This is a genomic window from Microbacterium sp. No. 7, assembly GCF_001314225.1.
Lineage (GTDB): Bacteria > Actinomycetota > Actinomycetes > Actinomycetales > Microbacteriaceae > Microbacterium.
The window spans coordinates 244,936-268,924 of record NZ_CP012697.1 but is presented as its reverse complement, the minus strand read 5'-3'; the positions used below and the strand labels follow the sequence as shown (position 1 = coordinate 268,924).

General features: G+C 65.6%; 22 protein-coding genes and 2 pseudogenes. 9 read left to right on the top strand and 15 right to left on the bottom strand.

Annotated elements, in window-relative coordinates; translation table 11 throughout:
- The first annotated feature begins 11 nt into the window (after window positions 1–11).
- On the top strand, window positions 12–1,418 hold the full coding sequence (locus AOA12_RS01140; RefSeq protein WP_054678479.1) for an IS1380 family transposase: 1,407 nt from the start codon (window positions 12–14) through the stop codon (window positions 1,416–1,418).
- 359 nt (window positions 1,419–1,777) lie between these two features.
- On the opposite strand, the gene AOA12_RS01135 is transcribed toward AOA12_RS01140, so the two are convergent.
- The 3 genes and pseudogenes from AOA12_RS01135 to AOA12_RS01125 all read right to left on the bottom strand — a co-directional run.
- Window positions 1,778–2,101 (bottom strand): integrase core domain-containing protein, encoded by a 324-nt coding sequence (locus AOA12_RS01135; RefSeq protein ID WP_442922260.1) that lies wholly within the window; start codon window positions 2,099–2,101, stop codon window positions 1,778–1,780.
- Window positions 2,085–3,434 carry an IS30 family transposase gene (locus AOA12_RS01130; protein WP_442922258.1) on the bottom strand — a complete coding sequence of 450 codons (1,350 nt, stop codon included), beginning with the start codon at window positions 3,432–3,434 and terminating at the stop codon, window positions 2,085–2,087. The genes AOA12_RS01135 and AOA12_RS01130 overlap by 17 nt, the downstream gene beginning before the upstream one ends.
- Window positions 3,435–3,574: 140 nt before the next feature.
- Window positions 3,575–4,348 (bottom strand): annotated as a pseudogene (locus AOA12_RS01125) (IS481 family transposase); the annotation flags it as partial.
- A 66-nt stretch (window positions 4,349–4,414) separates the two neighbouring features.
- Here AOA12_RS01125 and istA point away from each other — a divergent pair.
- Window positions 4,415–5,617: an IS21 family transposase gene (gene istA, locus AOA12_RS01120; RefSeq protein ID WP_082405821.1), complete on the top strand. Its 1,203-nt coding sequence runs from the start codon at window positions 4,415–4,417 to the stop codon at window positions 5,615–5,617.
- Window positions 5,617–6,414, top strand: a complete 798-nt coding sequence (gene istB / locus AOA12_RS01115) for an IS21-like element helper ATPase IstB (RefSeq protein WP_054678490.1) — start codon at window positions 5,617–5,619, stop codon at window positions 6,412–6,414. Before istA ends, istB begins: the two co-directional genes overlap by 1 nt.
- A gap of 69 nt (window positions 6,415–6,483) precedes the next feature.
- Here istB and AOA12_RS22440 read toward each other — a convergent pair.
- The 11 genes and pseudogenes from AOA12_RS22440 to AOA12_RS01065 form a co-directional block, all read right to left on the bottom strand.
- A pseudogene (locus tag AOA12_RS22440) lies at window positions 6,484–6,642 on the bottom strand (helix-turn-helix domain-containing protein); the annotation flags it as partial.
- Window positions 6,643–6,739: 97 nt separating this feature from the next.
- Complete coding sequence (locus AOA12_RS01110) at window positions 6,740–7,612, bottom strand: SMODS domain-containing nucleotidyltransferase (protein ID WP_054678985.1); 873 nt, start codon at window positions 7,610–7,612, stop codon at window positions 6,740–6,742.
- Window positions 7,609–8,547, bottom strand: a complete 939-nt coding sequence (locus AOA12_RS01105) for an S-4TM family putative pore-forming effector (protein WP_156366342.1) — start codon at window positions 8,545–8,547, stop codon at window positions 7,609–7,611. The genes AOA12_RS01110 and AOA12_RS01105 overlap by 4 nt, the downstream gene beginning before the upstream one ends.
- Window positions 8,544–9,368 carry an SMODS domain-containing nucleotidyltransferase gene (locus AOA12_RS01100; RefSeq protein WP_054678980.1) on the bottom strand — a complete coding sequence of 275 codons (825 nt, stop codon included), beginning with the start codon at window positions 9,366–9,368 and terminating at the stop codon, window positions 8,544–8,546. Before AOA12_RS01100 ends, AOA12_RS01105 begins: the two co-directional genes overlap by 4 nt.
- Window positions 9,369–9,459: 91 nt before the next feature.
- Window positions 9,460–12,042, bottom strand: coding sequence for a replicative DNA helicase (gene dnaB / locus AOA12_RS01095; RefSeq protein ID WP_054678978.1), 2,583 nt, complete (start codon window positions 12,040–12,042; stop codon window positions 9,460–9,462).
- 404 nt (window positions 12,043–12,446) lie between these two features.
- Window positions 12,447–12,899 carry a 50S ribosomal protein L9 gene (gene rplI, locus AOA12_RS01090; RefSeq protein WP_054678975.1) on the bottom strand — a complete coding sequence of 151 codons (453 nt, stop codon included), beginning with the start codon at window positions 12,897–12,899 and terminating at the stop codon, window positions 12,447–12,449.
- Between the two features lie 11 nt (window positions 12,900–12,910).
- Window positions 12,911–13,165 carry a 30S ribosomal protein S18 gene (gene rpsR, locus AOA12_RS01085; RefSeq protein WP_054678972.1) on the bottom strand — a complete coding sequence of 85 codons (255 nt, stop codon included), beginning with the start codon at window positions 13,163–13,165 and terminating at the stop codon, window positions 12,911–12,913.
- 190 nt (window positions 13,166–13,355) lie between these two features.
- The gene (locus tag AOA12_RS01080) at window positions 13,356–13,907 is read right to left on the bottom strand and encodes a single-stranded DNA-binding protein (protein ID WP_054678969.1); all 552 of its coding nucleotides are present in this window, start codon (window positions 13,905–13,907) and stop codon (window positions 13,356–13,358) included.
- 5 nt (window positions 13,908–13,912) lie between these two features.
- Window positions 13,913–14,278, bottom strand: a complete 366-nt coding sequence (gene rpsF, locus AOA12_RS01075) for a 30S ribosomal protein S6 (protein ID WP_054678966.1) — start codon at window positions 14,276–14,278, stop codon at window positions 13,913–13,915.
- A gap of 358 nt (window positions 14,279–14,636) precedes the next feature.
- Window positions 14,637–15,611 (bottom strand): SRPBCC family protein, encoded by a 975-nt coding sequence (locus AOA12_RS01070; protein WP_054678964.1) that lies wholly within the window; start codon window positions 15,609–15,611, stop codon window positions 14,637–14,639.
- 32 nt (window positions 15,612–15,643) lie between these two features.
- The gene (locus tag AOA12_RS01065) at window positions 15,644–15,982 is read right to left on the bottom strand and encodes an ArsR/SmtB family transcription factor (protein WP_054678960.1); all 339 of its coding nucleotides are present in this window, start codon (window positions 15,980–15,982) and stop codon (window positions 15,644–15,646) included.
- Between the two features lie 1,069 nt (window positions 15,983–17,051).
- Here AOA12_RS01065 and AOA12_RS01060 point away from each other — a divergent pair.
- From AOA12_RS01060 to AOA12_RS22435, 4 genes are all read left to right on the top strand, one after another.
- Window positions 17,052–17,747: a hypothetical protein gene (locus tag AOA12_RS01060; RefSeq protein WP_156366341.1), complete on the top strand. Its 696-nt coding sequence runs from the start codon at window positions 17,052–17,054 to the stop codon at window positions 17,745–17,747.
- A gap of 184 nt (window positions 17,748–17,931) precedes the next feature.
- On the top strand, window positions 17,932–19,095 hold the full coding sequence (locus tag AOA12_RS01055; protein WP_156366340.1) for a Mu transposase C-terminal domain-containing protein: 1,164 nt from the start codon (window positions 17,932–17,934) through the stop codon (window positions 19,093–19,095).
- Entirely contained in the window at window positions 19,092–20,141 is a 1,050-nt protein-coding gene (locus tag AOA12_RS01050; RefSeq protein WP_054678951.1) for a TniB family NTP-binding protein, read from the top strand. Before AOA12_RS01055 ends, AOA12_RS01050 begins: the two co-directional genes overlap by 4 nt.
- Complete coding sequence (locus AOA12_RS22435; RefSeq protein ID WP_082405845.1) at window positions 20,138–22,315, top strand: zinc-ribbon domain-containing protein; 2,178 nt, start codon at window positions 20,138–20,140, stop codon at window positions 22,313–22,315. Before AOA12_RS01050 ends, AOA12_RS22435 begins: the two co-directional genes overlap by 4 nt.
- On the opposite strand, the gene AOA12_RS01045 is transcribed toward AOA12_RS22435, so the two are convergent.
- Window positions 22,278–22,508, bottom strand: a complete 231-nt coding sequence (locus AOA12_RS01045; RefSeq protein ID WP_231637154.1) for a helix-turn-helix transcriptional regulator — start codon at window positions 22,506–22,508, stop codon at window positions 22,278–22,280. The two genes, AOA12_RS22435 and AOA12_RS01045, sit on opposite strands and share 38 nt — an antisense overlap.
- Before the next feature lie 242 nt (window positions 22,509–22,750).
- On the opposite strand from AOA12_RS01045, the gene AOA12_RS22910 reads away from it, so the two are divergent.
- Both AOA12_RS22910 and AOA12_RS01040 read left to right on the top strand, forming a co-directional pair.
- Entirely contained in the window at window positions 22,751–23,254 is a 504-nt protein-coding gene (locus tag AOA12_RS22910; protein ID WP_156366339.1) for a hypothetical protein, read from the top strand.
- Window positions 23,255–23,262: 8 nt separating this feature from the next.
- Window positions 23,263–23,796, top strand: a complete 534-nt coding sequence (locus tag AOA12_RS01040) for a hypothetical protein (RefSeq protein ID WP_054678945.1) — start codon at window positions 23,263–23,265, stop codon at window positions 23,794–23,796.
- Window positions 23,797–23,989 lie beyond the last annotated feature (193 nt).

Genomic DNA, 23,989 nt, shown 5'->3' with positions numbered 1-23,989 from the left:
GCATCTCGTAGATGCAATTCAAGCACGCTCCGGCCGCGGTGTCAGCGGTCTTCGATGACCCGAATCTCGTGTCCGCGGCCGGGCTGGTCCCGATGCTCCGGCTCGCGCAGCGCGCGGGGCTCGCGCAGCTGGCTCAAGTCCGGTTGAGCGTCCCGACGGACAGAGGCGCCAACGCCGGCTCGAAGGTGATGGCGCTGGTGGCGGGGATGCTCGCGGGGGCGGACTCGATTGACGACATGAACCTGATCCGCCATGGCGGGATGGGCCGCCTGTTCGACCGGACGTATGCCCCGTCGACACTCGGGTCGTTCCTGCGGGAGTTCCGGTTCGGGCACGTCCGACAGCTCGACGCGGTCGCCTCCCGGGTCCTCGCCAATCTCACTGTCGACACGCCGCTGCTCCGAGCGAACGATGACGCACGGGTGATGGTCGATCTGGACGACACCATCATCGAGGTCCACGGCTACCAGAAGCAGGGCGCCTCGTTCGGATACTCCGGCGTCCGCGGCCTGAACGCGCTGCTCGCGACCGCGTCGACGACCTCGTCGGCGCCGGTGGTCCTCGCCCAGCGGCTGCGGCAGGGGAAGACAGGATCCCCGAAAGGCGCCGCACGGATCGTCGGCGACGCCCTGGCGACTCTGCGCCGCACCGGCGTCGCCGCCGGGGCTCGGCCGTTACTTCGTGCGGACTCTGCCTTCTACGGGTACGCCACCATCGGCACCGCGATCACGGCCGGCGCCGACGTGTCGGTGACTGTCCGGATGGACCCTGCGGTGAGGGCCGCGATCGCGACGATCCCCGAGGATGCGTGGACGATGATCGAGTACACCGACTCGATCCGTGACGAGAGCACCGGGCAACTGATCTCCAAAGCCGAGGTCGCCGAGGTTCCGTTCACCGCGTTCCGATCGAGGCGCAAGGCTGAGCGCATCGAAGGGCGGCTGGTGGTGCGCCGTATCCCCGATCTGAACCCGAACAAGGTGGAGCAGCCGACACTGTTCGACGTCTACCGGCACCACGCGTTCTTCACCACCACCAGCAACGACGACATGGGCACCGTCGTCGCGGACAAGACTCACCGCGGTCACGCGATCATCGAACAGGTCCACGCCGACCTCAAGAACGGCCCGCTCGCGCACCTGCCCTCCGGGGTGTTCACCGCGAACAGCGCCTGGCTGGTCCTCGCCGTGATCGCCTTCAACCTCACCCGCGCCGCCGGCGTGATCGCCGACCACACGGGACGCCTTACGAGAGCCACGACCGCGACCATCCGCCGCACCCTCATCCACGTCCCCGCACGGCTGGCGCGGTCCGCGCGCCGGATCACGCTACACCTCCCGAAGGCCTGGCCATGGCAGACAGCGTTCGCGCGGCTCTTCGCGATCACGCACGCGCCGCCACCAGTCGCTCTCGCCTGACCACCGCCGCGACCGCGGCACGACCGAGGACCACGTGGACGACCGGGATGCGACGCCCGGAACTCACCCCTGCCCCCGACACATCACCGCCCGCCGACCACCCCGGCCCGGGCCGCCCGAGGCTCATCGGTGGATCGAGGCTAAGCGTGGGCCCCCACGCAGTCCCCGCCGGGGTCGCCGTTATCGCGCGTACGTATCGCTCAGTGCCCCCGTTGACCGTCGACATCGATGGCAACCAGGTCAGCGCCGACCCTGAGACCCCGCAGAATCGCATGATCGATCGCGTGTTCAACCTGAATGCAATGCTCCCGGCAGGTGAATGACTCGCCCCGGCGTGTCCGGAGAGCGTTTTACTGGTGTCAGCCGGCTTTTCCGACCGGTTCGTTGCGAGCGTAGTCGAGCTGCTCGACCTCAAGGGGTGTGAGGTCGTCGATGGAGCCGTGGGTGCGCTCCGTGTTGAACCACAGCACCCAGGACGCGGTTGCCGCCTCGACCTGGTCGATGTCGCGCCAGGGCCCGTCGTGGTGGATGAGCTCGGACTTGTAGAGCCCGATCTGCGATTCCGCGAGGGAGTTGTCGTAGGCGTCGCCGACGGACCCGACCGAGGGGTCGATGCCTTCGTCGACGAGCCGGTCCGTGAAGGCAATCGAGGTGTAGACCCTGCGTTCAACCGGTCGTTGCAACACCGGGTTGTTGAAGCGAGCGTAGCTGCTCTTCGAACACCTCGGCGGGTGTCTTCCAGTCGAGGGCCTTGCGTGGCCGGTTGTTCAGCGCGAGAGCGACTGCTTCGAGGTCTTCCGCGGACCACCGTGAGAGGTCGGTGCCCTTCGGGAAGTACTGTCGCAGCAACCCGTTGGTGTTCTCGTTCGTCGGGCGTTGCCAGGGCGAGTGGGGATCAGCGAAGAACACCTTCGTGCCCGTCTCGAGCGCGAACTGGGCATGCGCTGAGAGTTCCTTGCCGCGGTCCCACGTGAGCGTCTTCCGGAGCTGTTCGGGGAGCTTGGTCATCGTCGCGATGAGCGCGGCGTTCATCGCGACGGCGCCGTAGCCGCCCAGCGCAGGACCGTTCTTGACCGGTGGGATCTCGCCATAGCCTTCCAGCCGCGGCAGATGCACCAGCAGGGTCGAGCGGCTCTTGCGCTCGACGATCGTGCCGATCGCCGACCGGCCGGTGCCGATGATCAGGTCGCCTTCCCAGTGCCCAGGGACGGCGCGGTCCGCAGCCTCTGCGGGGCGTTCGGAGAACACGACATCGGCGGTGACGTGCCCTTGCGGGCGGTTCTGCGTTCGAGCCCGTGGCCGCCGGAGCGCACGGCCGGTTCGCAGGCAGGTGACGAGCTCGCGTTTGAGCGCGCCACGGCCTTGGATGAACAGCGACTGGTAGATCGCCTCGTGGCTGATGCGCATGGACTCATCATCCGGGAAGTCGATCTCCAACCGATGCGAGATCTGCTCCGGGCTCCACGCGATCGCCCACCGCCTGTCCTGCCGGTGCGGCTTGTTCCGCCCCTTCCATGCCAGCGGCTCCGGGCCAACGACGACGCTGCCATCAGGCCGGCGAACGTTGCCGGCGAGACGGTCCTGGACGTACTCGCGCAGCCTAGCGTTGGTCACCAATCTCGCCGCCTTCGGTCGTTTCGCCGCCTGCTGCGCCTTCCACTGCGCCACCAGCGCCCGGTATTCCTGCTTGCCGCTGCGCGTAGCGGCATTGCGGCGTAGCTCGCGGGAGATCGTTCCCGGGTCGCGGCCGATCCTGCGTGCGATCTCACGCACCCCGACATCCTTGGCGCGTAACAGCGCGATCTCCTCGCGCTCTTCGAAGGACAGGTAGCGGCCGGTGGGCTCGGCCAGTGAGATCGGTGGCATGCCGCCAGCGTGACGAAACCAACGGGTCCCGACCGGCACGGACACGCCCACCTTCAGCGCCGCCTCGGCCGAGGTGATGCCCGTCGCGATCAGACACCAGAACTGCCGCTGCACCGCCCGCGAGGGCTCAGGTCGTCCAGGCGAACGCATCGGCGGCCGCAACGCTCGATCCGCACGCCACTGCCGACGCGCACCCTCAGGAACCTCGCTCGTCTTCGCGAGCCAATCCTTTGTCGCCACTGCTGAACACCTCCACGATCAAGGTGTTGCGACGACCAGTTGAATTCGCCGGGTCTGTGGTGATTGTAGTGATGCAGCCAGGTCTCGTATGCCGCGGCTCGCTCTGCTTCGCTGGCGTAGGGCTTGGCGTAGGCCCATTCGGCGGCGAGGGTGCGGTTGAAGCGTTCGACCTTCCCGTTGGTCTGCGGCCGATACGGCTTTGTCCACTTGTGCTTCACACCGTCGCCGAGCGCGTCCGCGAACGCGTGTGACCGGTAGCACGCGCCGTTGTCTGTCATCACGGCGGTGACCGTGACTCCGAGGCTCGCGAAGAACGCGTTCGCGCGGGTCCAGAACCCTGCCGCGGTCTCCTTACGTTCGTCGTCGAGGATCTCCGAGTACGCGACTCTCGAGTTGTCGTCGACGGCGTGGTGCAGATACCGGTAGCCGCGGGAGCCGGCCGCTCCTGCCCGTGCGGCCTTGTCACGGACGGATCCCGCGGCACGGTCCTGCGCCGATCCGCGGCCGAAGGCGCGCCAGCCGCCGCCATCAGGGATCCGGCCCTGCTTCTTGATGTCGACGTGGATCAGCTGGCCCGGTCTTGCGACCTCGTACCGCTTCGGCGTCGGCTTGCGGACTGGCAGCCCGGTGGCCTGATCGATGTTCACGAGCTTCGGCATCCCATACCTGGCCAGCACCCGGCCGACCGTCGAGCGGGCGAGGCCCAGGTGATACGCGATCCGGTGCGGACCCCACCGGCGGGTGAACCGCAACGACACGATCCTCCGCTCCGTCTTCCGCGGGAGCCGGTTCGGCGAGGTCTGCGGCCTGAAGCTGCGGTCCGTCTGTCGACGGCGCTTGAGAACTGATCGATAGCGGCGCTCGAAAAGTGGACACTCAACGATTGGAGAGTGATCACTTTGGAAGACTGGGCGCTGATCAGGAGGCTGGCTTCGGACGGGGTTCCGAAAGCGCAGATCGCGGCGCGGTTGGGGATCTCGCGGACGACCGTGATCAAGGCGGTGAACTCCGACGGGCCGCCGAAGTATGAGCGGTCGCCGCGGCCGACGTCGTTCACGCCGTTCGAGGTGCGGGTGCGGGCGTTGCTCGCCGAGCATCCGCGGATGCCGGCGACGGTGCTCGCGGAGCGGGTTGGTTGGGAGGGCTCGATCCGCTGGTTCCGGGACAATGTCGTGAGACTGCGACCTGAGCATCACCCGGTCGACCCGGCGGATCGGCTCTCGTGGGCGGCGGGCGATGCGGCTCAATGTGATCTCTGGTTCCCGCCGCGGAAGATCCCGCTCGAGGACGGCACGACGGCGCTGTTGCCGGTGTTGGTGATCGTCGCGGCGCATTCGCGGTTCGTGACTGCGCGGATGATCCCGACCAGGAAGACGGAGGATCTGCTGCTCGGGCACTGGGATCTCATCCAACGGCTCGGCGCGGTCCCGCGGCGGCTGATCTGGGACAACGAGTCCGGCATCGGGCAGCGCGGCCGCCTCGCGCAAGGTGTTGCGGCGTTCGCGGGGACCCTCGCGACGAAGGTCGTGCAGCTGAGGCCCTACGACCCGGAATCGAAAGGGATCGTGGAGCGCCGCAACGGCTGGCTCGAGACCTCGTTCATGCCCGGCCGCACGTTCACTTCCCCGGCGGACTTCAACGCCCAGCTGGAGGGCTGGCTGGAGAGAGCGAACGCGAGGGTGGTGCGGACGATCAAGGCACGCCCGGTCGATCTGATCGGCCACGACCGTTCACGGATGCTCCCGTTGCCGCCGATCCCGCTGCAACTGGGCTGGCGAGAACGAGTCCGCCTCGGGCGGGACTACTACGTCCGCCTCGACGCGAGCGACTACTCCGTCGATCCCGCCGCGATAGGCCGGTTTGTCGACGTAATCGCCGATCTCGACCGTGTTCGGGTGCGCCTGGAGGACAGGCTGGTCGCTGACCACGCGCGGGTCTGGGCGCGCGGCTCCACGATCACCGATCCCGCACATCTGGAGGCCGCGAAACGGCTGCGGCAACAGTTCCAGACCCCACGTCCTGATCCCGTTGATGACCTGGCGCGTGATCTCGCGGACTACGACCGGGCGTTCGGGATCGAAGGAGTCGCCTGATGGCTACCTCGAAGACCAGCGAGTCGGTGAAGCAGATCACCTACCTCGCCGGCGCACTCAAGGCACCCCGGATCACGGAGGCCGCAGCCCGGATGGCGGACCAAGCACGCGACGCCGGGTGGTCGTTCGAGGACTACCTCGCCGCCGTCCTCGAACGCGAAGTGAGCGCTCGCAACGCTTCCGGCGCGGAGCTGCGGATCAAAGCGGCCGGGTTCCCGAGCCGGAAGACGCTCGAGGACTTCGACTGGGACGCGCAACCAGCCACTCGGCAGCAGATCGCGGCGCTCGCTTCGGGAGGGTTCCTCCTCGAAGCGCAGAACGTGGTCCTGCTCGGCCCTCCCGGAACCGGGAAGACCCACCTCGCGACCGCGCTCGGAATCGTCGCCGCCCGCCACGGGCACCGAGTGCTGTTCGCGACCGCGACCGACTGGGTCACCCGCCTCACCGACGCCCACCGGCAAGGCAACCTCCCGAAAGAGCTCGCCCGGCTGCGGCGTTACGGGCTGATCATCGTCGACGAAGTCGGCTACCTCCCGTTCGAACAAGACGCAGCGAACCTGTTCTTCCAACTCGTCTCCAGCCGCTACGAGCACGCGTCACTGATCCTGACCTCGAACCTGCCGTTCTCCAGCTGGGGAGGGGTCTTCGGCGACCAGGCCGTTGCCGCCGCGATGATCGACCGCATCGTTCACCACGCCGACGTCCTCACCCTCAAAGGCGCCAGCTACCGACTCCGCGGCCGCGGCATCGACAGCCTCCCCAGCATCCGCACCACCACCGACGAAACACCTAGCTAGACTGCCCGCAACCGTTCACTTTTCGAGCGCCGAAAGCGTCCAGAGTTCGAGCGCCGCCGACACCGTCAACGGCAGCCCAGCCCGATACCGGTCGACCCACCGTTTCGCCGTCGCGGGCGAGCACTGGAACCGTTCCGCTACCCGCCGCAACGACCAGCCCCGATCCACGACGAGGACAGCAAGACGACGACGCCCTTCCGGCGTCAAAGGCGCGTTAGCGTGAGACACGAAGACCTCCGTGGTCAGGATGCGAGTGTGGTAACCCACATCCTGCCCGGAGGTCTTCGCCTACCTCACCCGTTCACAACCTCCCGGGGAAGTACAGTTAGCTCGTCGGAAAGTCGGGTCCGAAGACGACGGCCCATTGGCGCTTAGCCTCCGCGTGGTCCGCACGCTGCTCCGCCGCAATCGCATTCGCCGCGCGTACCCGCGCCGACTCTAGGGCTTGCACGACGTCCTGGTGCGCAGTCCATGACAAGTAGCCGCTCAGGTTGCCGCTCTGCCCTCCCGGATCCGCCACTGCCAACCTCGTCTGTGACCACTCGAAGAAGCGCAGCACCGCGACGCGATGATCAGTCCCGAGCTGCCCGAAGACCGTCGCGGCTACCGTCTCGAGATGGAACGACCGCAGTCGTCGTGAGTGTGCGCGATTCCACGCCTTCAGGAGCCGAATCACGGGCGACAACTGGTAGCCAAGATCACGGTGGCGATCCGCGTACCAGTTGGAAGCGACGAACGGAGCGGTGCTAATCCATGTGCCGTCACCCGCAGGCAGCTTGTAGACCCCGCCGCCGACCTCGAATACGGGAGCGATGTCAACGTGACCACCTCCCTCATAGAACACGCGCACGGCCTGCCCCCGAGTCCCGACCTGTTGAACTGAAAGCCCACTGTAGGCCGCACGGATGCGATAGATGAAGCTCTGCGAGTCCCACTGATACGTGTTCCACGCGTTCTTCACGTTCGAGAACACTGCCAGGACGTCGACATCGTCAAATGGTCGGATGATCGTGCCCTTCGCGGCAGAACCCATCATCTTGCACTCGGAAAACGGAAGATCGGACGAGGATGGGAAGGCTCCACTCAAGCGCTCCTCAACGCCTCGCCTCCTCGCCGGAATCAACGTTCCAGTCTGGTAGGCCGTGGCCGTCAGGCTCTCCTGAAAGCTCGCGAACGCCTGGGCTGTCGTCAGCGTCACACATCCTCCTCGTTTGGCCGCCCCATGGTCAGATCATCAGCGGCGGCATACATCGCCGCTTCGTTCCTCGGCCTCAACAGTCGGTAGAGCCAGTTGGGGATCTGCGGCGTGGTCTGGCGGAGCTCGTAGATCCGTTCCTGCCAGACCAGCAGCTCCTGACCATCCACAGGAGCTGCTCCGGTAAGCAGGCGCGACTCGATGGTCGCGGCGAGATCCCGGCGATCTCGGGCAGCCAGGAATGTGCTGCGGATGTACTCAAATGCATCGAGGCACGCTGGCAACACGGGGAGAAGCACTCCCACGAGGAACGTACCCAAGCTGAGTCCCGCCGCCATGCTCACGATCGTCATCAACAACGCCCACCCGAGGCTTGCGCTGGCCCAGACGGCCACGGTGGCACGAAGTAGACGATCGGAGTACGCAGCGTTTGCTCGCTGGGACACGGCGACCGACGTGGCCCCTGACGCGCCGGGACTGATCGGATACCAGTCGAGAAGCTTCTCTCGTCGCGCGATGGCGAGGGTCTGTGCACGATCTCCGGCTATGGCGGCGATGTCCTCGCGGGTTGGCGCTGTCGTTCGGGCAATCGTCACGGGCATGGCGAAGACGTAGCGATCGAAGTCCTCCTGGACCGCAGCTGCCCTCCCCATCTTCAGGGTCTCACCCCACGCGAATGCTGTCCGTCCAAAGAAGAGCCAAGCTCCCGCGACGGCGCCGACGACGACCGCTGCCTGTGGGACGATGATGGCCAGCACGGGCGCTGCGATGCCAATGATCATCACGCCGACCCATCGAGCGGACTGCCATCGCTTCGCGACGCTGTATATGCGACGTTGCGCGATCAGCAAGCGGAGCGCGTCCATGTGATTCTGCCGCTCGCGCATCGTGGCGCTCGTTGGCGGCGTATAGTCGCGGCCCGCGTGCGAAGCCGTCATTGGTTGAATAGAAGTTTGAGATCGTCGATGGACTCGGCGCTCTTGCCGGCGACCCAGTGCGCCTTGGCACGACCCGCGCGCGCTACTGCTGTGTTCAGTTTCGAGAGAGCGTCCGCCGTGTTCGTGTCGGATGAGCACGCGGTGAAACGCGAACCCAGTCCTGTCGGATCGTTCATCGCGGCCAGCCCGACATCCTGGAGATGCTTCAGCGCGCCATGGAGATCCCAGACCGCCGAATACGTGTCCTGCCCATCCATGTACTTCGCGGCCCGCATCTCCAGGTAGCACGAAGAGATTGGAACGTTGCGCTTGTACTTCCAGACCTTCAGCTCGCGCGCCAGCTTCTTGACGGCACCACTGTGCCGACTGTTCACCCCGTTGACGTACGCGTTGTGGTCCTTGGGATGTGTGAGCATCCACCCCCCGGAAGGATGCGCGATCCAGTGGCCGGTCGTTGCCGGGTAGCCCGGCACGACTTCGACGGTTCCATCCGAGAACTTGCATACGACGGCGGGTCGACGCGTACTGATTGTGGTGCTCGGAAATCGCCTCTCCAGACTGCTCTTCACCTTCTCGAGCATGGTCCAGATCGACTCCGGACGGATCCCCTTGAGCGACACCAGGTAGTCCGCATCGCTGTAGATCCAAACGCCGGTCCCATGTCGTAGCGATCCAATCTCAAACATCTCGCGCACGCCAAGGTCGCTGTCGAGCCGCGACTCGATGGACGCGCGATGCCCTCGGGCCGCGTCGAACTGGGTCGAGCTCGGCGTGTACTTCGCGTTGAGGTCAGAGAGCCAACCGATGGGGGTGTCGCCCACCTATCAATCCTTCCGTCCACAGCAAATGGCAGGGATGCCAAGTGCCTGCCAACTACCCGTGGAATATGTCATTTCGGCGTGGAACCTACACCTACCCGAAGTCCCCTGGCGCCATGTCCGTGAACCGGGAGAAGTGTCCCTGGAACGCGACCGTGATCGTGTCTGTGGGGCCGTTGCGGTGCTTGGCAACGATGAGGTCGGCCTCGCCGGCGCGGGGGGAGTCCTTCTCGTAGGCGGCCTCGCGGTGCAGCAGGATGACCATGTCGGCATCCTGCTCGATCGAGCCCGACTCGCGCAGGTCGCTGATCGCCGGCTTCTTGTCGGCGCGCTGCTCGGGTCCACGGTTCAGCTGCGACAGCGCGATGACCGGCACCTGCAGCTCCTTCGCGAGCAGCTTGAGCGCGCGCGAGAACTCCGAGACCTCCTGCTGTCGGCTCTCGACGCGCTTGCCCGACGTCATGAGCTGCAGGTAGTCGATCACGACCATCTTGAGCCCCACCCGCTGTTTGAGCCGGCGACACTTCGCGCGGATCTCGACGAGCGTCATGTTGGGGCTGTCATCGATGAACAGCGGCGCGTCGTTGATGCGGCCGCGCGTCATCGCCATCGTCGTCCAGTCGCGGCTGTCGAGCGAGCCCTTGCGCATCGACTGCAGCGGCACCGACCCTTCGGCACTGAGCAGGCGCATCGCGATCTCGCTCTTGCCCATCTCGAGCGAGAAGAAGATCGTCGGCATGTTGTGCTTGATCGCCGACGCGCGTGCAAAATCGAGCGCGAGGGTGGAGTTGTGAGTCGGGATCATCGACCGTCCCGCGAGGTACATGTGGTCGTCGTTGTCGACCTGCACACATCGCACCGGCACGCTCGCGATGGGGCGAACTGCGGTGACGTAGCGCTTTCCGATACGCACCGTGCCGGTCGGCCGCTCCTGCTCGTGCAGCGCACGTTTGCGCTCAAGCCAGAAGACGTCGTCCGTTGCCGAGAAGTTGAGGATGTAGCACGTGGATGACGCCTCGGATCGCCCGTTCACGCGCTTGGTCGTACGCCCGCAGCGATAGCCGAGGCTGACGATCAGCTCGTACACCGAGTCGGCCAGGCGCTTGTTCGTCACAGCAAACTGGCATGAGCCGACACCCTTGACGACGGTGCCGTCGGTGTCGAGAAGGCCGGCCAGCAACTCACGGCGCTGCGCCTCAGACGCCCGCAGATACTGCGCGGGCACATGCTTGTCGCCCAGCACACCGACCTTGCGCAGAAGCGCCGTGAACGATCCGTGGTCCCTATGGCAGGCGGCGCACCGCTGCGCTTCGCCGGAGTACGGTTCGCCGCAGTCGGGGCAGGACAGACGTTCGGGATGCGCACCCTTGTTCTTCGGACCGCAGGTGCGACCACAGGTCCGCACGTGCGGGTGGCGAGCCGTGAACGCGGAGCCGCACACTTCGCACGCGCGCACCGACTCCTCCCGCTCAAGGAGCTGAATCGAATACAGCATCCCTCCGCGGGCCTGGGTCCGCAGGCCTCCACGCGCGATCAGCGACGGGATCTCGTCGGTCTCGCTCGTCATCCTGGCACTGTCGCTGTGTCCGTCGCCCAACCAGGCCCCGAGAGCGTAGGGGGCTATGGGCAGATCTGCCTCGGGCGCCTGCAGCGCCTGAGCGTTGCACACCGCATGGTTGGCGCGCGCCTCAGAGCCCACCGTGAGCGTCGCGTGCATCTGCTCCGTCGTGACGATGGACGCCCCGACCCGACCGCCCCGCCGGGCGGCTCGCGTCTCGGTCAGCCACTGGTGCTCGGCATCGGCGATGATCACCGAGCCGTCGGAGAACTCGACCTCATAGCAGGGCCTGTCGTACATGACCTCCGTCGTTGCGACCACCCGCGTAGGGCGACCGTCCGCGCCATACAGCTCATCGCCGACCTCGACCGCTCCCATCGTCGTCCAGCCGGTCGGCGTCGGCAGCGGTGTGTCCAGGGCGAGGGCCTTACCCATCGCAGGCCGCGCCGCGACGACGATCATCTGCCCCGGGTGCAGGCCGTTGGTGAGCTGGTCGAGACCCTCGAAGCCGGTGGGGATGCCGGTCATCTGGCCGTCACGTCCGCGCGCGGCCTCCATCTCCTCGACGGCCGAATCGACCGCGATCTGCAGCGGCACGTAGTCCTCTGCCTGTTCCTCGCCCGTGACCGAGTAGATCTCGGCCTGCGCGTTGTTGACGAGGTCGACGGCGTCGCCCTGTCCGTTGTAGCCCATCTGCACGATGCGCGTGCCGGCCTCGACGAGGCGGCGCAGCAGCGCGCGCTCGCTGACGATCGACGCGTAGTAGCCCGCGTTCGCGGCCGTCGGCACGATCGACGTGAGCGAGTGCAGGTAGTCCACGCCACCGGCGCGCATGAGGTCGCCCGACTTGATGAGCTCGTCGGTCACGGCGACGACGTCGGTGGGCTCGCCGTGCGAGTACAGCGACAGGATCGCCTCGAAGATCAGCTCGTGCTTGGGGATGTAGAAGTCCGTGCCGCGCAGCGTCTCGATGACATCGGCGACAGCGTCCTTCGACAGCAGCATGCCGCCCAGCGCGCTCTGCTCCGCGAGCAGGTCGTGGGGCGGTGTGCGCTCGTGCTCCCGACGTCCTTCGAGCGGCCCTCCGAGTCGCTCCTCCGAGATGTCGGAGATCGACATGGCTCCCCCTTCCCCGGCCCTGCGTGGAGGCCTCCCGACACGTTAGGTGGGGGTTCCGACACCCGCAAACACCCCTGTGGATAACCCTGGGGAAAACGTGCGAGAAACGCCGCCCTCCCTGTGCAAAGCTCCTGTGGAAAACTACCCTCTCGCAGGGAGATGAGAGAAATTAAATCCCTTACGACCTGGGGTTCCTGTTTCCACACCCTGTGGATGGGAAACCTGCTTGAAGTACCACTTGAGGGTTGCGTGGGTGTGGATCAAGCTGGGGAAAATGTGACGTTTGTCAAGTCCTGCAACGACGAATGCCGTGAACCCCCGGAGAGGGTCCACGGCATTCATGTGAGGGTGCGGCGGAGGCTTCGATACGCCGCCTGCGGCGGCTGCTCAGCCCCAACGCGCGTCTACTTGGCGGCGACCACCTGAAGGGTGATCACGGCGGTGAGGTCGTCACGCAGGCGAACGGTCGCCTCGTGCTCGCCGACGGCCTTGATGACGGCCGGGAAGTGCACCTTGCGCTTGTCGATCTCGCCGAGACCGGCGGCCTTGACGGCATCCGCGACGTCGGCGGTCTTGACCGACCCGAACAGGCGGCCTTCCTTGCCGGCCTTGACGGCGACCTTGACCTTGGTGCCCTCGAGGGTGTTCTTGAGGGCCACGGCCTCTTCGTGGTCGTGGATCGCACGGGCCTCGCGGGCGGCGCGGATCGACGCCACCTGCTTCTCGCCGCCGCGGCTCCAGGCCACGGCGAAGCCCTGCGGGATGAGGTAGTTGCGGGCGTACCCGTTCTTGACCTCGATGACGTCGCCGGCGCTACCGAGCCCGGCGACCTCGTTCGTGAGAATCAGCTTTGCCATGTCGGTGCTCCTTAGCGGCCAGCGCCGGAGTAGGGCAGGAGCGCCATCTCGCGGGCGTTCTTGATCGCCTTCGCGATCAGACGCTGCTCCTGCACCGAGACACCGGTGATACGACGGGCGCGGATCTTGCCGCGCTCCGAGATGAACTTGCGAAGGGTTGCGACGTCCTTGTAGTCGATGACGCCGACGCGGATCGCCTTCGCGGGGGCCGCGTTCTTCGCGCCCTTCCGCGGCTTGCGGCGATCGCCGGTTGCCTTTCCAGCCATGTGTGTTCCTTAGATAGAAGAAGTGGATGCCGGTGTTGCTGGCATCTGCAAGATTGAGGGTTTCGATACGCCGGGCTTGCCGGCTGCTCAACCGAGGTGACGAGGTTTCGATACGCCGGGCTTCGCCCGGCTACTCAACCTTGAGCCGCAGTCGCATCAACGCCGCTACGCGGCATTGATCCGCCTCGGCTCAAAACGGTGTGTCGTCGCCGTAGGCGCCGGGCGCGGCCCAGGCGTCGGGCGCGGCGGAGCCAGGCGTCGACCAGGGCTCGTCCTGAGCCTGCGGACGCGCCTGCTGGCCGCCACCGTAGTTGCCGCCGCCGACCTGACCGCCGCCGCCGAAACCGCCGCCGTAGTTGCCACCGCCGCCGCCGCCCGAGGCCGCGCGCGTGACCTGTGCGGTCGCGTAACGCAGCGAGGGGCCGATCTCGTCGACCTCCAGCTCGATCGCCGTACGGTTGTTGCCCTCACGGTCCTGGTAGGAGCGCTGCTTGAGGCGACCGGTCGCGACGACCCGCATCCCCTTGGTCAGCGAGCCTGCCACGTGCTCGGCGAAGTCGCGCCACACGCTCGCGCGGAGGAACAGCGCTTCGCCGTCCTTCCACTCGTTCGTCTGACGGTCGAAGTTGCGCGGCGTCGACGCGATGGTGAAGTTCGCCACGGGCAGGCCGTTCTGCGTGTACCGCAGCTCGGGGTCTGCCGTGAGGTTCCCCACGACGGTGATGATGGTCTCACCGGCCATGAGCGCTACGCCTTCGCGGCCTTGCGGGCGGCCTTCGCCTCGGCGCGCTGCTTCTCAGCGGCGACCAGGGCGATGGCCTCTTCGGCGCGCAGGACCTTCGTGCGCATGATGCGCTCGTCGAGCTTCAGCTGACGGTCGAGCTCCTGCGTCGCAGCGCTCGTCGCGGTGAAGTTGACGACGGCGTAGATGCCCTCGGTCTTCTTCTGGATCTCGTATGCCAGGCGACGCTTGCCCCAGACATCGACGTTATCGATCGTGCCATCACTGTCGGTGATGACCTTCAGGAACTTGTCGAGGTTGGGGGCGACCTGACGCTCGTCGATCTCAGGGTTGAGGATCACCATGAGTTCGTACTGGTGCGTGTGCGTCATTGACCCACCTCCTTCGGACTAGAACGGCTGCCGGGCGTTTCCCGGCAGCAGGAGGGTTGATGCACGTGCCTGCAGAGCAGACAACCACAACAGTCTACCCGATCCCCGGCATCCCCCGCTCCCCCGCATCCACCCCTCCCCCGCATCCCTCGTCCCATCTCCCCAACCGCGGCAAAGCGCGGGTGCCCACACAGCGCACCCGCAACATGCCGCGGTCGAAGTGAGAGGCCCTCCGCCCAACCGCGGCGATGTGCGGGTGCGGGGATGCCACACCCGCACATCGCCGCGGTTGGAGATCGGGCCGCCAGACAGGCGCGCCGGGCGGGCGCCGGGCAGGCGCGCCAGGCAGGGATGCCGGTCAGGGGGCGAGCACGGACTCCAGGCGGGCGTACGAGGCCTCCATGCCGTCGACCATGCCGGTGGCGAGGATCATGTCGCGCGTGGCGAGGTCGGGGTACTCGACGATCAGGGTGAGCAGCGTGGCGCCGTCCTCCTCGTAGAACTGCAGGTCGTTGATGTTCGTGGGACCCTCGGTGCCCGTCATCCGCTCCGTCGTCACGGCGCGGCGCGGGGCGTCGATGAGCAGCACCTCGCCCTCGAAGCCGAACGCGGTCTCGGGCGCGCCCTCCTGCTGCCACTGCCAGCGATAGCTGCCGCCGACGGTCTCGCTGGGCTCGGCGATCGACATGATCCAGCCGTCGGGCCCGAGCATCCACTTCTTCAGCAGCTCCGCGTCGTGGTGGGCACGCCACACGAGATCGCGAGGGCCGTCGATGAGGCGCGTGATGCGCACGTGCGTGTCGTCCAGCACCTCCAGGCGCGTCCCCTTGCCCTGCGCGTAGGCGCGCAGGTCGAGCAGCACGGCGTCCAGCTGCGCCATCGCCATCTTCGTGCCCTCGACGGCACCCATCGCGACGGCCTGCTCGAGGCCCTCGAGCGAGGTGAAGTAGGTCGTGCTGCGCAGGCGCGAGCCCGTCTCGGTCTCGTCGAAGTCGAACACCATGCGCATCGCGGGGAAGCCCTCCATCGACTCGCCGGCCTCGTCGACGAAGTAGTCGAGCACCTCCAGGCGGCGGCCCTCGTCGATCGAGAGGAACTCCCAGGCGCCGCGCGACGGCTCCCCCTGCGGGCTGGTCATGTGGTAGATCGCACGGCCGCCGGCCGTGAACTCGAACTGGGTGAACGTCGCCGGCCACCCGGGAGGGCCCCAGAAGCGCTCGAGCTGACGCGGGTCGGTGTACGCGCGCCAGAGCCGCTCGACGGGGGCGTCGAAGTCGGCGATGAGGCTCATCGTGAGGTTCTCGGGGTCGGTGACGAATTCGGTGACAGGCATGATCGGTCCTTTGATCTGGGTGGGTTTCTGGATCAGGGCTCTTCGGCGAGCAGCGCATCGAGCCGGTCGATGCGCGCACGCCAGAGGTCTTCGTATCGGGCGAGCAGGGCGCGGGCACGGGCGATCATCACGGGGTCGGCGCGCACGAGGCGCTCGCGCCCCTCGGCACGCTTGACGATGAGCCCGGCCGCCTCGAGCACCGCGACGTGCTTCTGCACGGCCGCGAACGACATGTCGTAGTCGGCGGCGAGCTCCGACACCGAGTGCTCCTGCTGCATCGTGCGACGCAGGATGTCTCGGCGCGTCGCCGTCGCGAGCGCGTGGAACACGCGGTCGATCTCGTCGTCGGTGAGTTCTCGTTGTGCAACCATTTGGTTGTACGTTAGCGCGCGGGAAGGACGCCGTCAAGAGCCCGTCTGTCGGGAACGCGTTCCGGTGACACAACCGCCCTTTGGATGACACAAGGTTCCGATGGAGTGACACCGTGTGTCACGAAACGCCGAAGTCTTGCAGAAGTTGCGCCTCTCGCGGGAGGAACATCAGCGGCAGATACAGGAGCGATGGGGCTCCGGTCGCCCCTTCGTCTTCGCATCATCCGAACGCGGATACACGTGCGAGAGGGGCTGCGATGCGGCCAGTAGATGAGGCAAAGCCGATCAACCCCCGACGGCGCACGTCGTCAACCGAACTGCACTGGATCCCTCGTACAGACAACGGCCGCACGACGGCCGGTCTCCACGAGTGGGCAGTCGTCGATCGCGAGCTCGGTGACCGGGACTGGGCGTCGATTGATCCGATGAGGGTTCGCAAGTCGAAAGGCGTCTGACATCAGTTCACACCAGCGATGTACTACTGGCAGCGCACTCGATCTCATGTGTGGTGCGAGTCGCAGCAAGAGCGTTGGGAAGTCCTGTGGCTGGACTGCGGCGGGCAGGTGGAACTGCTGTGTGCGCAGCCGCTGACAATCGCCTTCGGGCACGGTTCCCGATTGTCGGGAGATTCACACGTCCCCGACTTCCTCGCCCAGTTCACAGACGGAAGCCTTGGGCTTCTCGATTACGACCCGCAAAGCGCGTTGATGACCATGCGCGCGTCCAGTTTGAGGAAACGGCAACGATCTGCGGCGCACTGGGCTGGCGCTACAAGGTGTTCGCGGGCCACGACAATCGCGCGACGGCCAATCTGGACTGTCTGTCGGCATCGCGCCACGACCGCTGCCTGCCCCACGGGAGACTGAACTGCGGATCTTGGAGATGGCCGTCGACGGTCGCACGCGCGGAGAACTTTGCCGCATAGTCTCCCCCGACTGTCCTCCTCCCGCGTGCGCATGGGTCGATAACCTGGCCTGGCGCCGCTTGCTCGACGTCGGCCTGGCGGCGGTTTTCAGCAGCGAGACCGTCTACACAACGGCTGATTCACCCTGCGAGGAAGGGCGGCGTGATGTCTGACGAGTACAAGCTTCGGCTCGGCGATACCGTCGAGATCGCGGAGGAACTCTGGGTTTGGGAGAGCGTCCGGCGCGGAAACGAGACCAGGCTGCGCCGCGACGGCACCGCCGATGATTGGCTCAGCGTCTCGATGCCGGAATTTCTCGCTCATGCAGGCACCGCTCGGCGCGACTCGAGCACGCCTCTTCGAAAGAGCTCCGGTGACTGGCCGACCGACGTGCTCGACATGGAGAAGCACCTGCAGGAAGTGTTCCGTGGCATTCCGATGGATCCGACTGCCACCGCTCCACGCCCGCAGTACGACCTCGCCCTGACGACGCAGGAACAGCGGATTGCATCGAAGATCGCGGAGTTGGCCGGCACCTCTCTGGGCCGATCACGGAAGGCTCTGTTCAACTTCTGGAGCGATTACCGGTCGGGGGGAATCGCTGCCGTAGATGCGCGACTGCATCCGAAAGGCAAGAAGAGGTTAATGATTGCGAAGGCTGATCCACGCCTGGTCGCCGTCATCGACCGGGAGCTGGACAGTCGGGTGAACATGCCAACGAGCAGCCGGCGCCATTGCGCCGACCTCGTTCGGCGGGCCTTGCGAGCCATGTACCCGGGGCGACCCGATCTGCGAGATCAAGGGAACCACGCTCCAGGGGTACATCAACGAACGCGATGCGGGCCGCTACAGCTTCGGTAAGGCTACGACCCGCCGCACAGCATCCAACAGCCCCGATCGTGAGTACTTTTCTGGCAATGCGCACAGGCTCGGCCAAGTCTGCGAGATCGATTCAGCCGAGCTGGACGTGCAGGTGTGGGATGAGAGAGGCAACATCTTCCGCCCCACGGCAACGGCGCTCTTCTGCGTGGGTAGCAGGGTTCCGTTGGCCTGGGCGATCCACGCTGATTCTCCTAACGGCTACGATCACGCCCTGCTGCTTGCGCGGGCGATCGTCGGACGAAGGGCCATTCCCGGCTCCGCTGCAGCGACTCTCTCCGGCTCAGCGACGCTGCCCGTCGAACTCATGAAGAAGATCAATCCGTACCTCGACGACGACTCCCTCGCTGTGCCATGGATCTTCCCGCACTCGATCACCATCGACGGAGGCGCGGATTTCCGTTCCGCCACGTTTGAGGCAGCCTACCGTGCATTCGGAATCAATCTCGTCCTTGCGCCGCCCAACGCGCCGACGGTCAAACCCCACGTGGAACGCAACTTCGGTACGACCTCCTCGGACTTCGCCACGTGGTTGGCTGGCTCTACTGGCAATGCTGTTCCTAACCTCGGGAAGCGCGATGCTCCGATTCTCACACTCGACTCCGTGCGGCTCGCCTTCGATGTCTGGATGACGACCGTTTTCCTGAACACGCAGCACGGCGGACTGAGGTCGCCACTGTTCCCCGGGCGAAAGTGGACGCCAAACCAGATGTACGCGGCGCTGTTCGAGGTTGGCCCGGGCGTTCAGCTTCCCTTCCGCGCAGAAGACTTCTTCGCTCTGCTCCCCAGTAAGCCCCGTGTCATCGGCAAGGAAGGAATCGCGTTCAAGAACCGCATGTACGACTCACCGTTCTTGGATGATCTACGCAATCGCTCATTAACTGGCTCGGCAGCCGACTCTCGCCAAGCCCGGCAGTTCGACATCAGATACGACCCCTACAACTTGAACGCCGTCCGGGTTCAACACCCCGAGACCGGGGAATGGATCGAATGCGGGGACAAGCTGATCGACGACCGGGGCGCATGGATGGTTGCCGAAGCACAGGTGAAGCTCGTCGAGCGCTTCGGCACTGGTCAGCCCGGGGAGATCCCGAAGACTGCAGAGTTTCTCGATGAGATCGAGCGGCGGGCGCGCAGTGACAAGAAGGCACGCAAGCGCTATCTGCGGGAAGCTGCCGCCAAGCCCCCGAGTGAGCAAAATCTGGAGCCCCCTCTGACCGAGCCTGTGCCGATCAAGCTTCGGGAATGGAGCAATCCCGCGGATGTCGACGACATTGACTGGAACTCGTCAGCGTACGACATCGTCACGGTGAAAGAGATCCGACCATGATCGTCGAGCCGCTCGTCCTCCATCACGACACGAAGACAACCCTCCCTGGACTTCGCGAAGCGCTGACCGCGCTCCCCGCGGTTCCGCCCACCATCACGTTCGCGGACTACACGGCGATGCCTGAGCCTGAGCGCAACCTCTATGACCAAGCGCCCGACGATTTTCTGCGGCTAACGCTTCGGGTACCGACACCCGAACAAGATCTCAGCACCCGGATTCTCGCCAAGCACATCATCTCAAACCCGCGCCGCAAGAACTCGCGCCGAGGCCTCATGGTCTCGGCTCCGATGTTCTACGGGAAGACAGAGCTCGCGCTACTGCTCGCGCGTTCGGTGGAACAGGATCATGCCAGGAGGTTTCCCGGCTACGCCGACGACGGGGAAGTGCCCGTCGTCTGGGTGGAGGTGACCGACCACGCGACTGGCAAGGCGCTGCTCAGCCAGATCATCCGGTTCCTCGCTCCGACCATCACACTGCCGACGCAGATCACGACAGACAACCTCCGGCGGCGAGCCGTCGAGTTGCTACATGCCCATCACACGAAGCTGCTCGTCATCGATGAGGCACACAACCTCGGAGGCAGTGAGCCGTCGAGCGTGATCAAGGCGCTGCAGAACGAGTCTTCGGCCACCGTGGTGCTTGTTGGTATCAATCTCGCCAGTGGCAAGGCGTTCGGGTCGGGCGAGGGCCTTCAGGTCACGATGCGATGCGATCTGGTAGAGCTCCGGAGGGTCGACATCAAGACCGAGGAGGGCATAGCGCTCTGGCGTCGGTGGGTCGCGATTTTCGACCGAAACCTGCCGCTGTGTGAGCACGTCCCCGGCACGCTCACAAGAAACGCGCCGGCTCTCCACGCCGCCGCAGACGGCCGCCTCTCGGTGCTCGCGATGATCATCGAGCGACTCATGGCCTCGATCCTCGATGATCCCAACCGCACCAGCGAGAAGGTGACCCGCGAGCGGTTGTTCGCTGTCTTGGACGGTCTTCGGCAGACCACGAGGATCCGGCACAAGGTTCAGATCGGCGATCTCGTGGAGGCTGCGTGACCGACGCCCGGGCGTGGCCCATTCGGCCGAAATGGCACAGGTTCGAGACGCCGAAATCGTACGCGCAGCGCCAATGCGCGGCCGCAGGCGTTCCGTTCGACTACGTCGAACGCGGACTTACGACCGAGGCCCGGCCGTACATCTACCGCGTTTGGGTCAACATGGATGCTGCTGCGAGGACAATCGAGGCCGCAGCCGAGCGTCCCGAAGGCCACTACCTCCGCCTCAAGCGCATCGCTCAGCCCGATCCGGCTCAGAGCTACTCCGAACGATTCCTCTGCCGCCTGTGCGCCGCGGGCGAGCGAGTGAAGCAGATTCCCCACGATCGCGAGAACTGGTGTCTACGACACCCCGGTCAGCTCGTCTGGGTGGGTCCTGGTACCACGCCCGAATCGCAGATCATCATGCCGTTCGACCGTCAACTGGCGAAGGCCGAGCGCACTTTCAGGCGCTTAGTCGCGACTGGCCGCGTTGACGCTGGATTGCACGCCCGAGTCTGGGAGATGGTGCGCGACAACGCCTGGCTGACCGAACCCGCCGGCTGGAAGACGTCGCTGCTCGAGTGCCTCGACGACCGCGAGATCCGTGGGCGCGCAGCGTTGTTCGTCGAGACAATCGCCACCTTGACGGTGCTGTCCAACGAGGACGATGTCGCACGGTGGATCTCGCTTCCTCCAGACGAGCTCCGCCCCGCTATTGTCGACGCGCTACCGCCGATGCACGGGCCGACTCAAGTTCTCGTCGAACGGATTGTGCTGTGGCTTCGCCCCCATCGCCGGGAGGTTCGACCAACTCGCATCGATGCACTCAACGTGCCCCTGGACATCGTGGACACCTCCGCGATCGTCGACACGACTGCCGCATACCCACTATGGATTCAGCGTCGCCCGCACGCGATCTCGGAATGGGACTGGAGCCGAAACGATCCTGTTCGCGACCCATGGGAGCCCTCAGGCACGTCGGTGAAGGCGTGGTGGCTCTGTGATGCAGGACATTCCTGGGAGTCGACCCCGTACGTGCGTGCGGTTGCCGGCTGCCCCTATTGTTCTGGCCTCTCTACCTGGCGAGGACAAACCGACTTGGGGACGCTATTCCCCGCTCTCGCGGTCGAGTGGGACGATGCTCCTGGTGCAAACGCGGGCGACCCTGACCACGTAGGTCCGGGGTCCAACCGCCGCATCCGGTGGATCTGCAGTAAAGGGCACCGCTGGATGGCCACCATCAACAACCGGGCGCGGAATGGTTCTGGCTGCCCGTACTGTGGCGGCAGTCGTGCGACGCCAGGCGAGTCGGACCTCGCGACCCTCCACCCCGATCTGGCGGCCGAGTGGGACTACGAACGAAACGGCAAGCTGACGCCGGAGACTATCGGCGCGCGCACAACCACGCGAGTCTGGTGGGCCGGTCGATGCGGTCACCGCTGGCAAACGGCGATCGCAAATCGCACGAAAGGCGGCACAGGCTGCCCGTACTGCGCTGGCAAACGCGCTCTCCCCGGCGTCACCGATCTCGCAACTCTCAGGCCCGATCTTGCTGCTCAATGGCACAGCGACAACGAACTCCGCCCCGAGCAAGTTGTGCCCGGCGCAAGGCGGAAGGCGATATGGCAGCGCGCCAAAGGGCACGTATGGGAAGCCGCCATTTACAGGCGTTCCACTGGACTCGGCTGTCCGCACTGTTCCGGGAAGTTCGTCGCTCGCGGAGAGACTGACCTCGCGACGATGCGCCCCGACCTCGTCAGCGAATGGGACGCATCCAACCTGCGCACGCCTCAAGAGGTGACCACACACTCCAACTATCGCGCCACGTGGAGATGCAAGCAGGGACACATCTGGGTGGCTGTGGGGTCGAGCCGAACGAGTCGGCGCCCAACCGGATGTCCGAGTTGCTTTGGGCTGCAGGCCGTGCCCGGCGTGAACGATTTGTCGACCTTGAGACCAGATCTCGCCGCCGAGTGGGATGACAGCAACCTCGGGTCACCTGACCGATTGAAGCTCACGTCGAATCGCACGGCCAGATGGCGTTGCTCTGGTGGGCATGTCTGGGAAGCAACTGTGGCGAACCGATCCAGTGGTGACGGATGCCCTTTCTGCCAGGCGGGCGTCAGCATCAAGGCGCAGAACGAAACGGCCCACTTCAGCGACTCCGCAGATCGGGGACGTCGTCGGGGATGAGGTCTTCGACGACGACGCCCAGCACCTGCGAGATAGCTAAGACCGTGCGCAACGTCGGGTTCGCTGGTCGTCCAGGCCGCGACTCGCCCTTCTCATACTTCTGGTACGTGTAGCGCGTGAGCCCTGCGCGATAGGCCACCTGTTCTTGGCTGAGACCGGCATCCTCACGGGCGCGGCGAAGCGCTGTGGCCAACCGCTGAGCGTAGGCAGCCCACTCCCTGTCAGCGATGTCGTCTCCGTGACCCACCTCCTCAGCATCCCGATCCCGCCGTATCTGTATGGCCTATTCCGTATGGCATAATTTCGGAGGCCATACGAAACAATCAACGCCCCATCGGACTCCTCCGCTTCCTTGCACGTGTGCTGCCCAGCCCGATGACTGCCGGTCGCGTCGCGGGCGAGGCCCGTGCAGCGACCGCGAATGTGACTGCGGCCATGGCATCCGACTCGTACCCCATCTGGTGGCGGGGCATCGAAGTACCACCGCCTGCGGAGTGGACCTACATGTTCGAGTCCTTCACGGGCGACGACACAGGTGATGAATGGGCGCTGGCGGCAGCGATCTTCATCGCGCAGACGCGGCGCCGCACCGGCCTCGGCCCGACGTTCGCGGAACTGTTCACGCATCTCATGCCGGACAGCAATGGCCTACCTGCCCCCTTTCCTCGCGAGATGGAGTTCATCGAGCGGCGACGCGCTGTCGCCGCTTTCCGAGGTCACGTCACCATCGATTGGCGCCGGCGGGGACTCATCAGCTTCAACAATGGCGTCACCCGCAGCTTGCGGGTCGGGCGAGCATTCCGCGAACGATCGCAGCATCGACAACTGGCACGCCTTGCCGGGGTGTCGAGGCTTGAGAACGGAATGTCGGCTCCCACGACTACTAATGAACGCAAACGCGGAGCGCCAATCGAAGACACGCGATCGGAAGGTGAGTGATCGGAACGATGGAACAGAGCGAGTATCCACCCGACATGCAGCGCCTGATCGACCGCGTCGCGCCGGGATGGCCGCCGATCCTCGACGTCAGCCCCGGCTGGTACCCGCTGCTGGTACGACTCGACGCTCACCTGAGCACGATCGCACCGGGATACGTCCTACAGCAGTGCAAGTCGAAATTCGGTTCGCTGTCGTTCTACGCCTCCCCCTCGGACGACGCCAGCGACTACAACGACGAGTTCAACGAGGCCATCCGCGCTGCCGAGTGGGAGAGCATCGAGACCTGTGAGGTGTGCGGGGTGCCCGGCGCCCAGTACGTCATCAACTTGTGGGTCTCGGTGCTGTGTCCTGAGCACCACGACAGAGCGACCGGCACCACCGACCGCGCGGACACCAAGGAGCCTGCGGAGGACTTGGCGATTCCGCCTCGCTCGCCATGGCATCCCCGTCAACCGCGCGTTTGGGAGGACGTATGCCCGATCGACGCCGACGTCGGAGCTCTGCAGCATGCTCAGATGCCGTCCACGACCGGACTCGCGTAAGACGGGAGCCCGAGTACAAAGCCCGAGACGTCGAAAGCGTTGCCGGCGCCGGGCTGCGGTGGTGAAGGTATCTGCGGCCACACGATTCCTCATCACCCGAAGTCAGGTTCGCATGCCAGATCTGCTCCGCGCCAAGGCATCAGTTCCAGCCGCGCAGGTGGCTACGGAGAAGCTCTTCGCCCTCGCGCCTATG

Coding starts and splice junctions, on each gene's coding strand:
- AOA12_RS01140 (WP_054678479.1), top strand. CDS start 12: ATGCAATTCAAGCACGCTCCGGCCGCGGTGTCAGCGGTCTTCGATGAC.
- AOA12_RS01130 (WP_442922258.1), bottom strand. CDS start 3,434: ATGCGTTCGCCTGGACGACCTGAGCCCTCGCGGGCGGTGCAGCGGCAG.
- istB (WP_054678490.1), top strand. CDS start 5,617: ATGGCTACCTCGAAGACCAGCGAGTCGGTGAAGCAGATCACCTACCTC.
- AOA12_RS01105 (WP_156366342.1), bottom strand. CDS start 8,547: ATGACGGCTTCGCACGCGGGCCGCGACTATACGCCGCCAACGAGCGCC.
- dnaB (WP_054678978.1), bottom strand. CDS start 12,042: ATGTCGATCTCCGACATCTCGGAGGAGCGACTCGGAGGGCCGCTCGAA.
- rplI (WP_054678975.1), bottom strand. CDS start 12,899: ATGGCAAAGCTGATTCTCACGAACGAGGTCGCCGGGCTCGGTAGCGCC.
- rpsR (WP_054678972.1), bottom strand. CDS start 13,165: ATGGCTGGAAAGGCAACCGGCGATCGCCGCAAGCCGCGGAAGGGCGCG.
- AOA12_RS01080 (WP_054678969.1), bottom strand. CDS start 13,907: ATGGCCGGTGAGACCATCATCACCGTCGTGGGGAACCTCACGGCAGAC.
- rpsF (WP_054678966.1), bottom strand. CDS start 14,278: ATGACGCACACGCACCAGTACGAACTCATGGTGATCCTCAACCCTGAG.
- AOA12_RS01070 (WP_054678964.1), bottom strand. CDS start 15,611: ATGCCTGTCACCGAATTCGTCACCGACCCCGAGAACCTCACGATGAGC.
- AOA12_RS01065 (WP_054678960.1), bottom strand. CDS start 15,982: ATGGTTGCACAACGAGAACTCACCGACGACGAGATCGACCGCGTGTTC.
- AOA12_RS01060 (WP_156366341.1), top strand. CDS start 17,052: ATGTCTGACGAGTACAAGCTTCGGCTCGGCGATACCGTCGAGATCGCG.
- AOA12_RS01050 (WP_054678951.1), top strand. CDS start 19,092: ATGATCGTCGAGCCGCTCGTCCTCCATCACGACACGAAGACAACCCTC.
- AOA12_RS22910 (WP_156366339.1), top strand. CDS start 22,751: ATGGCATCCGACTCGTACCCCATCTGGTGGCGGGGCATCGAAGTACCA.
- AOA12_RS01040 (WP_054678945.1), top strand. CDS start 23,263: ATGGAACAGAGCGAGTATCCACCCGACATGCAGCGCCTGATCGACCGC.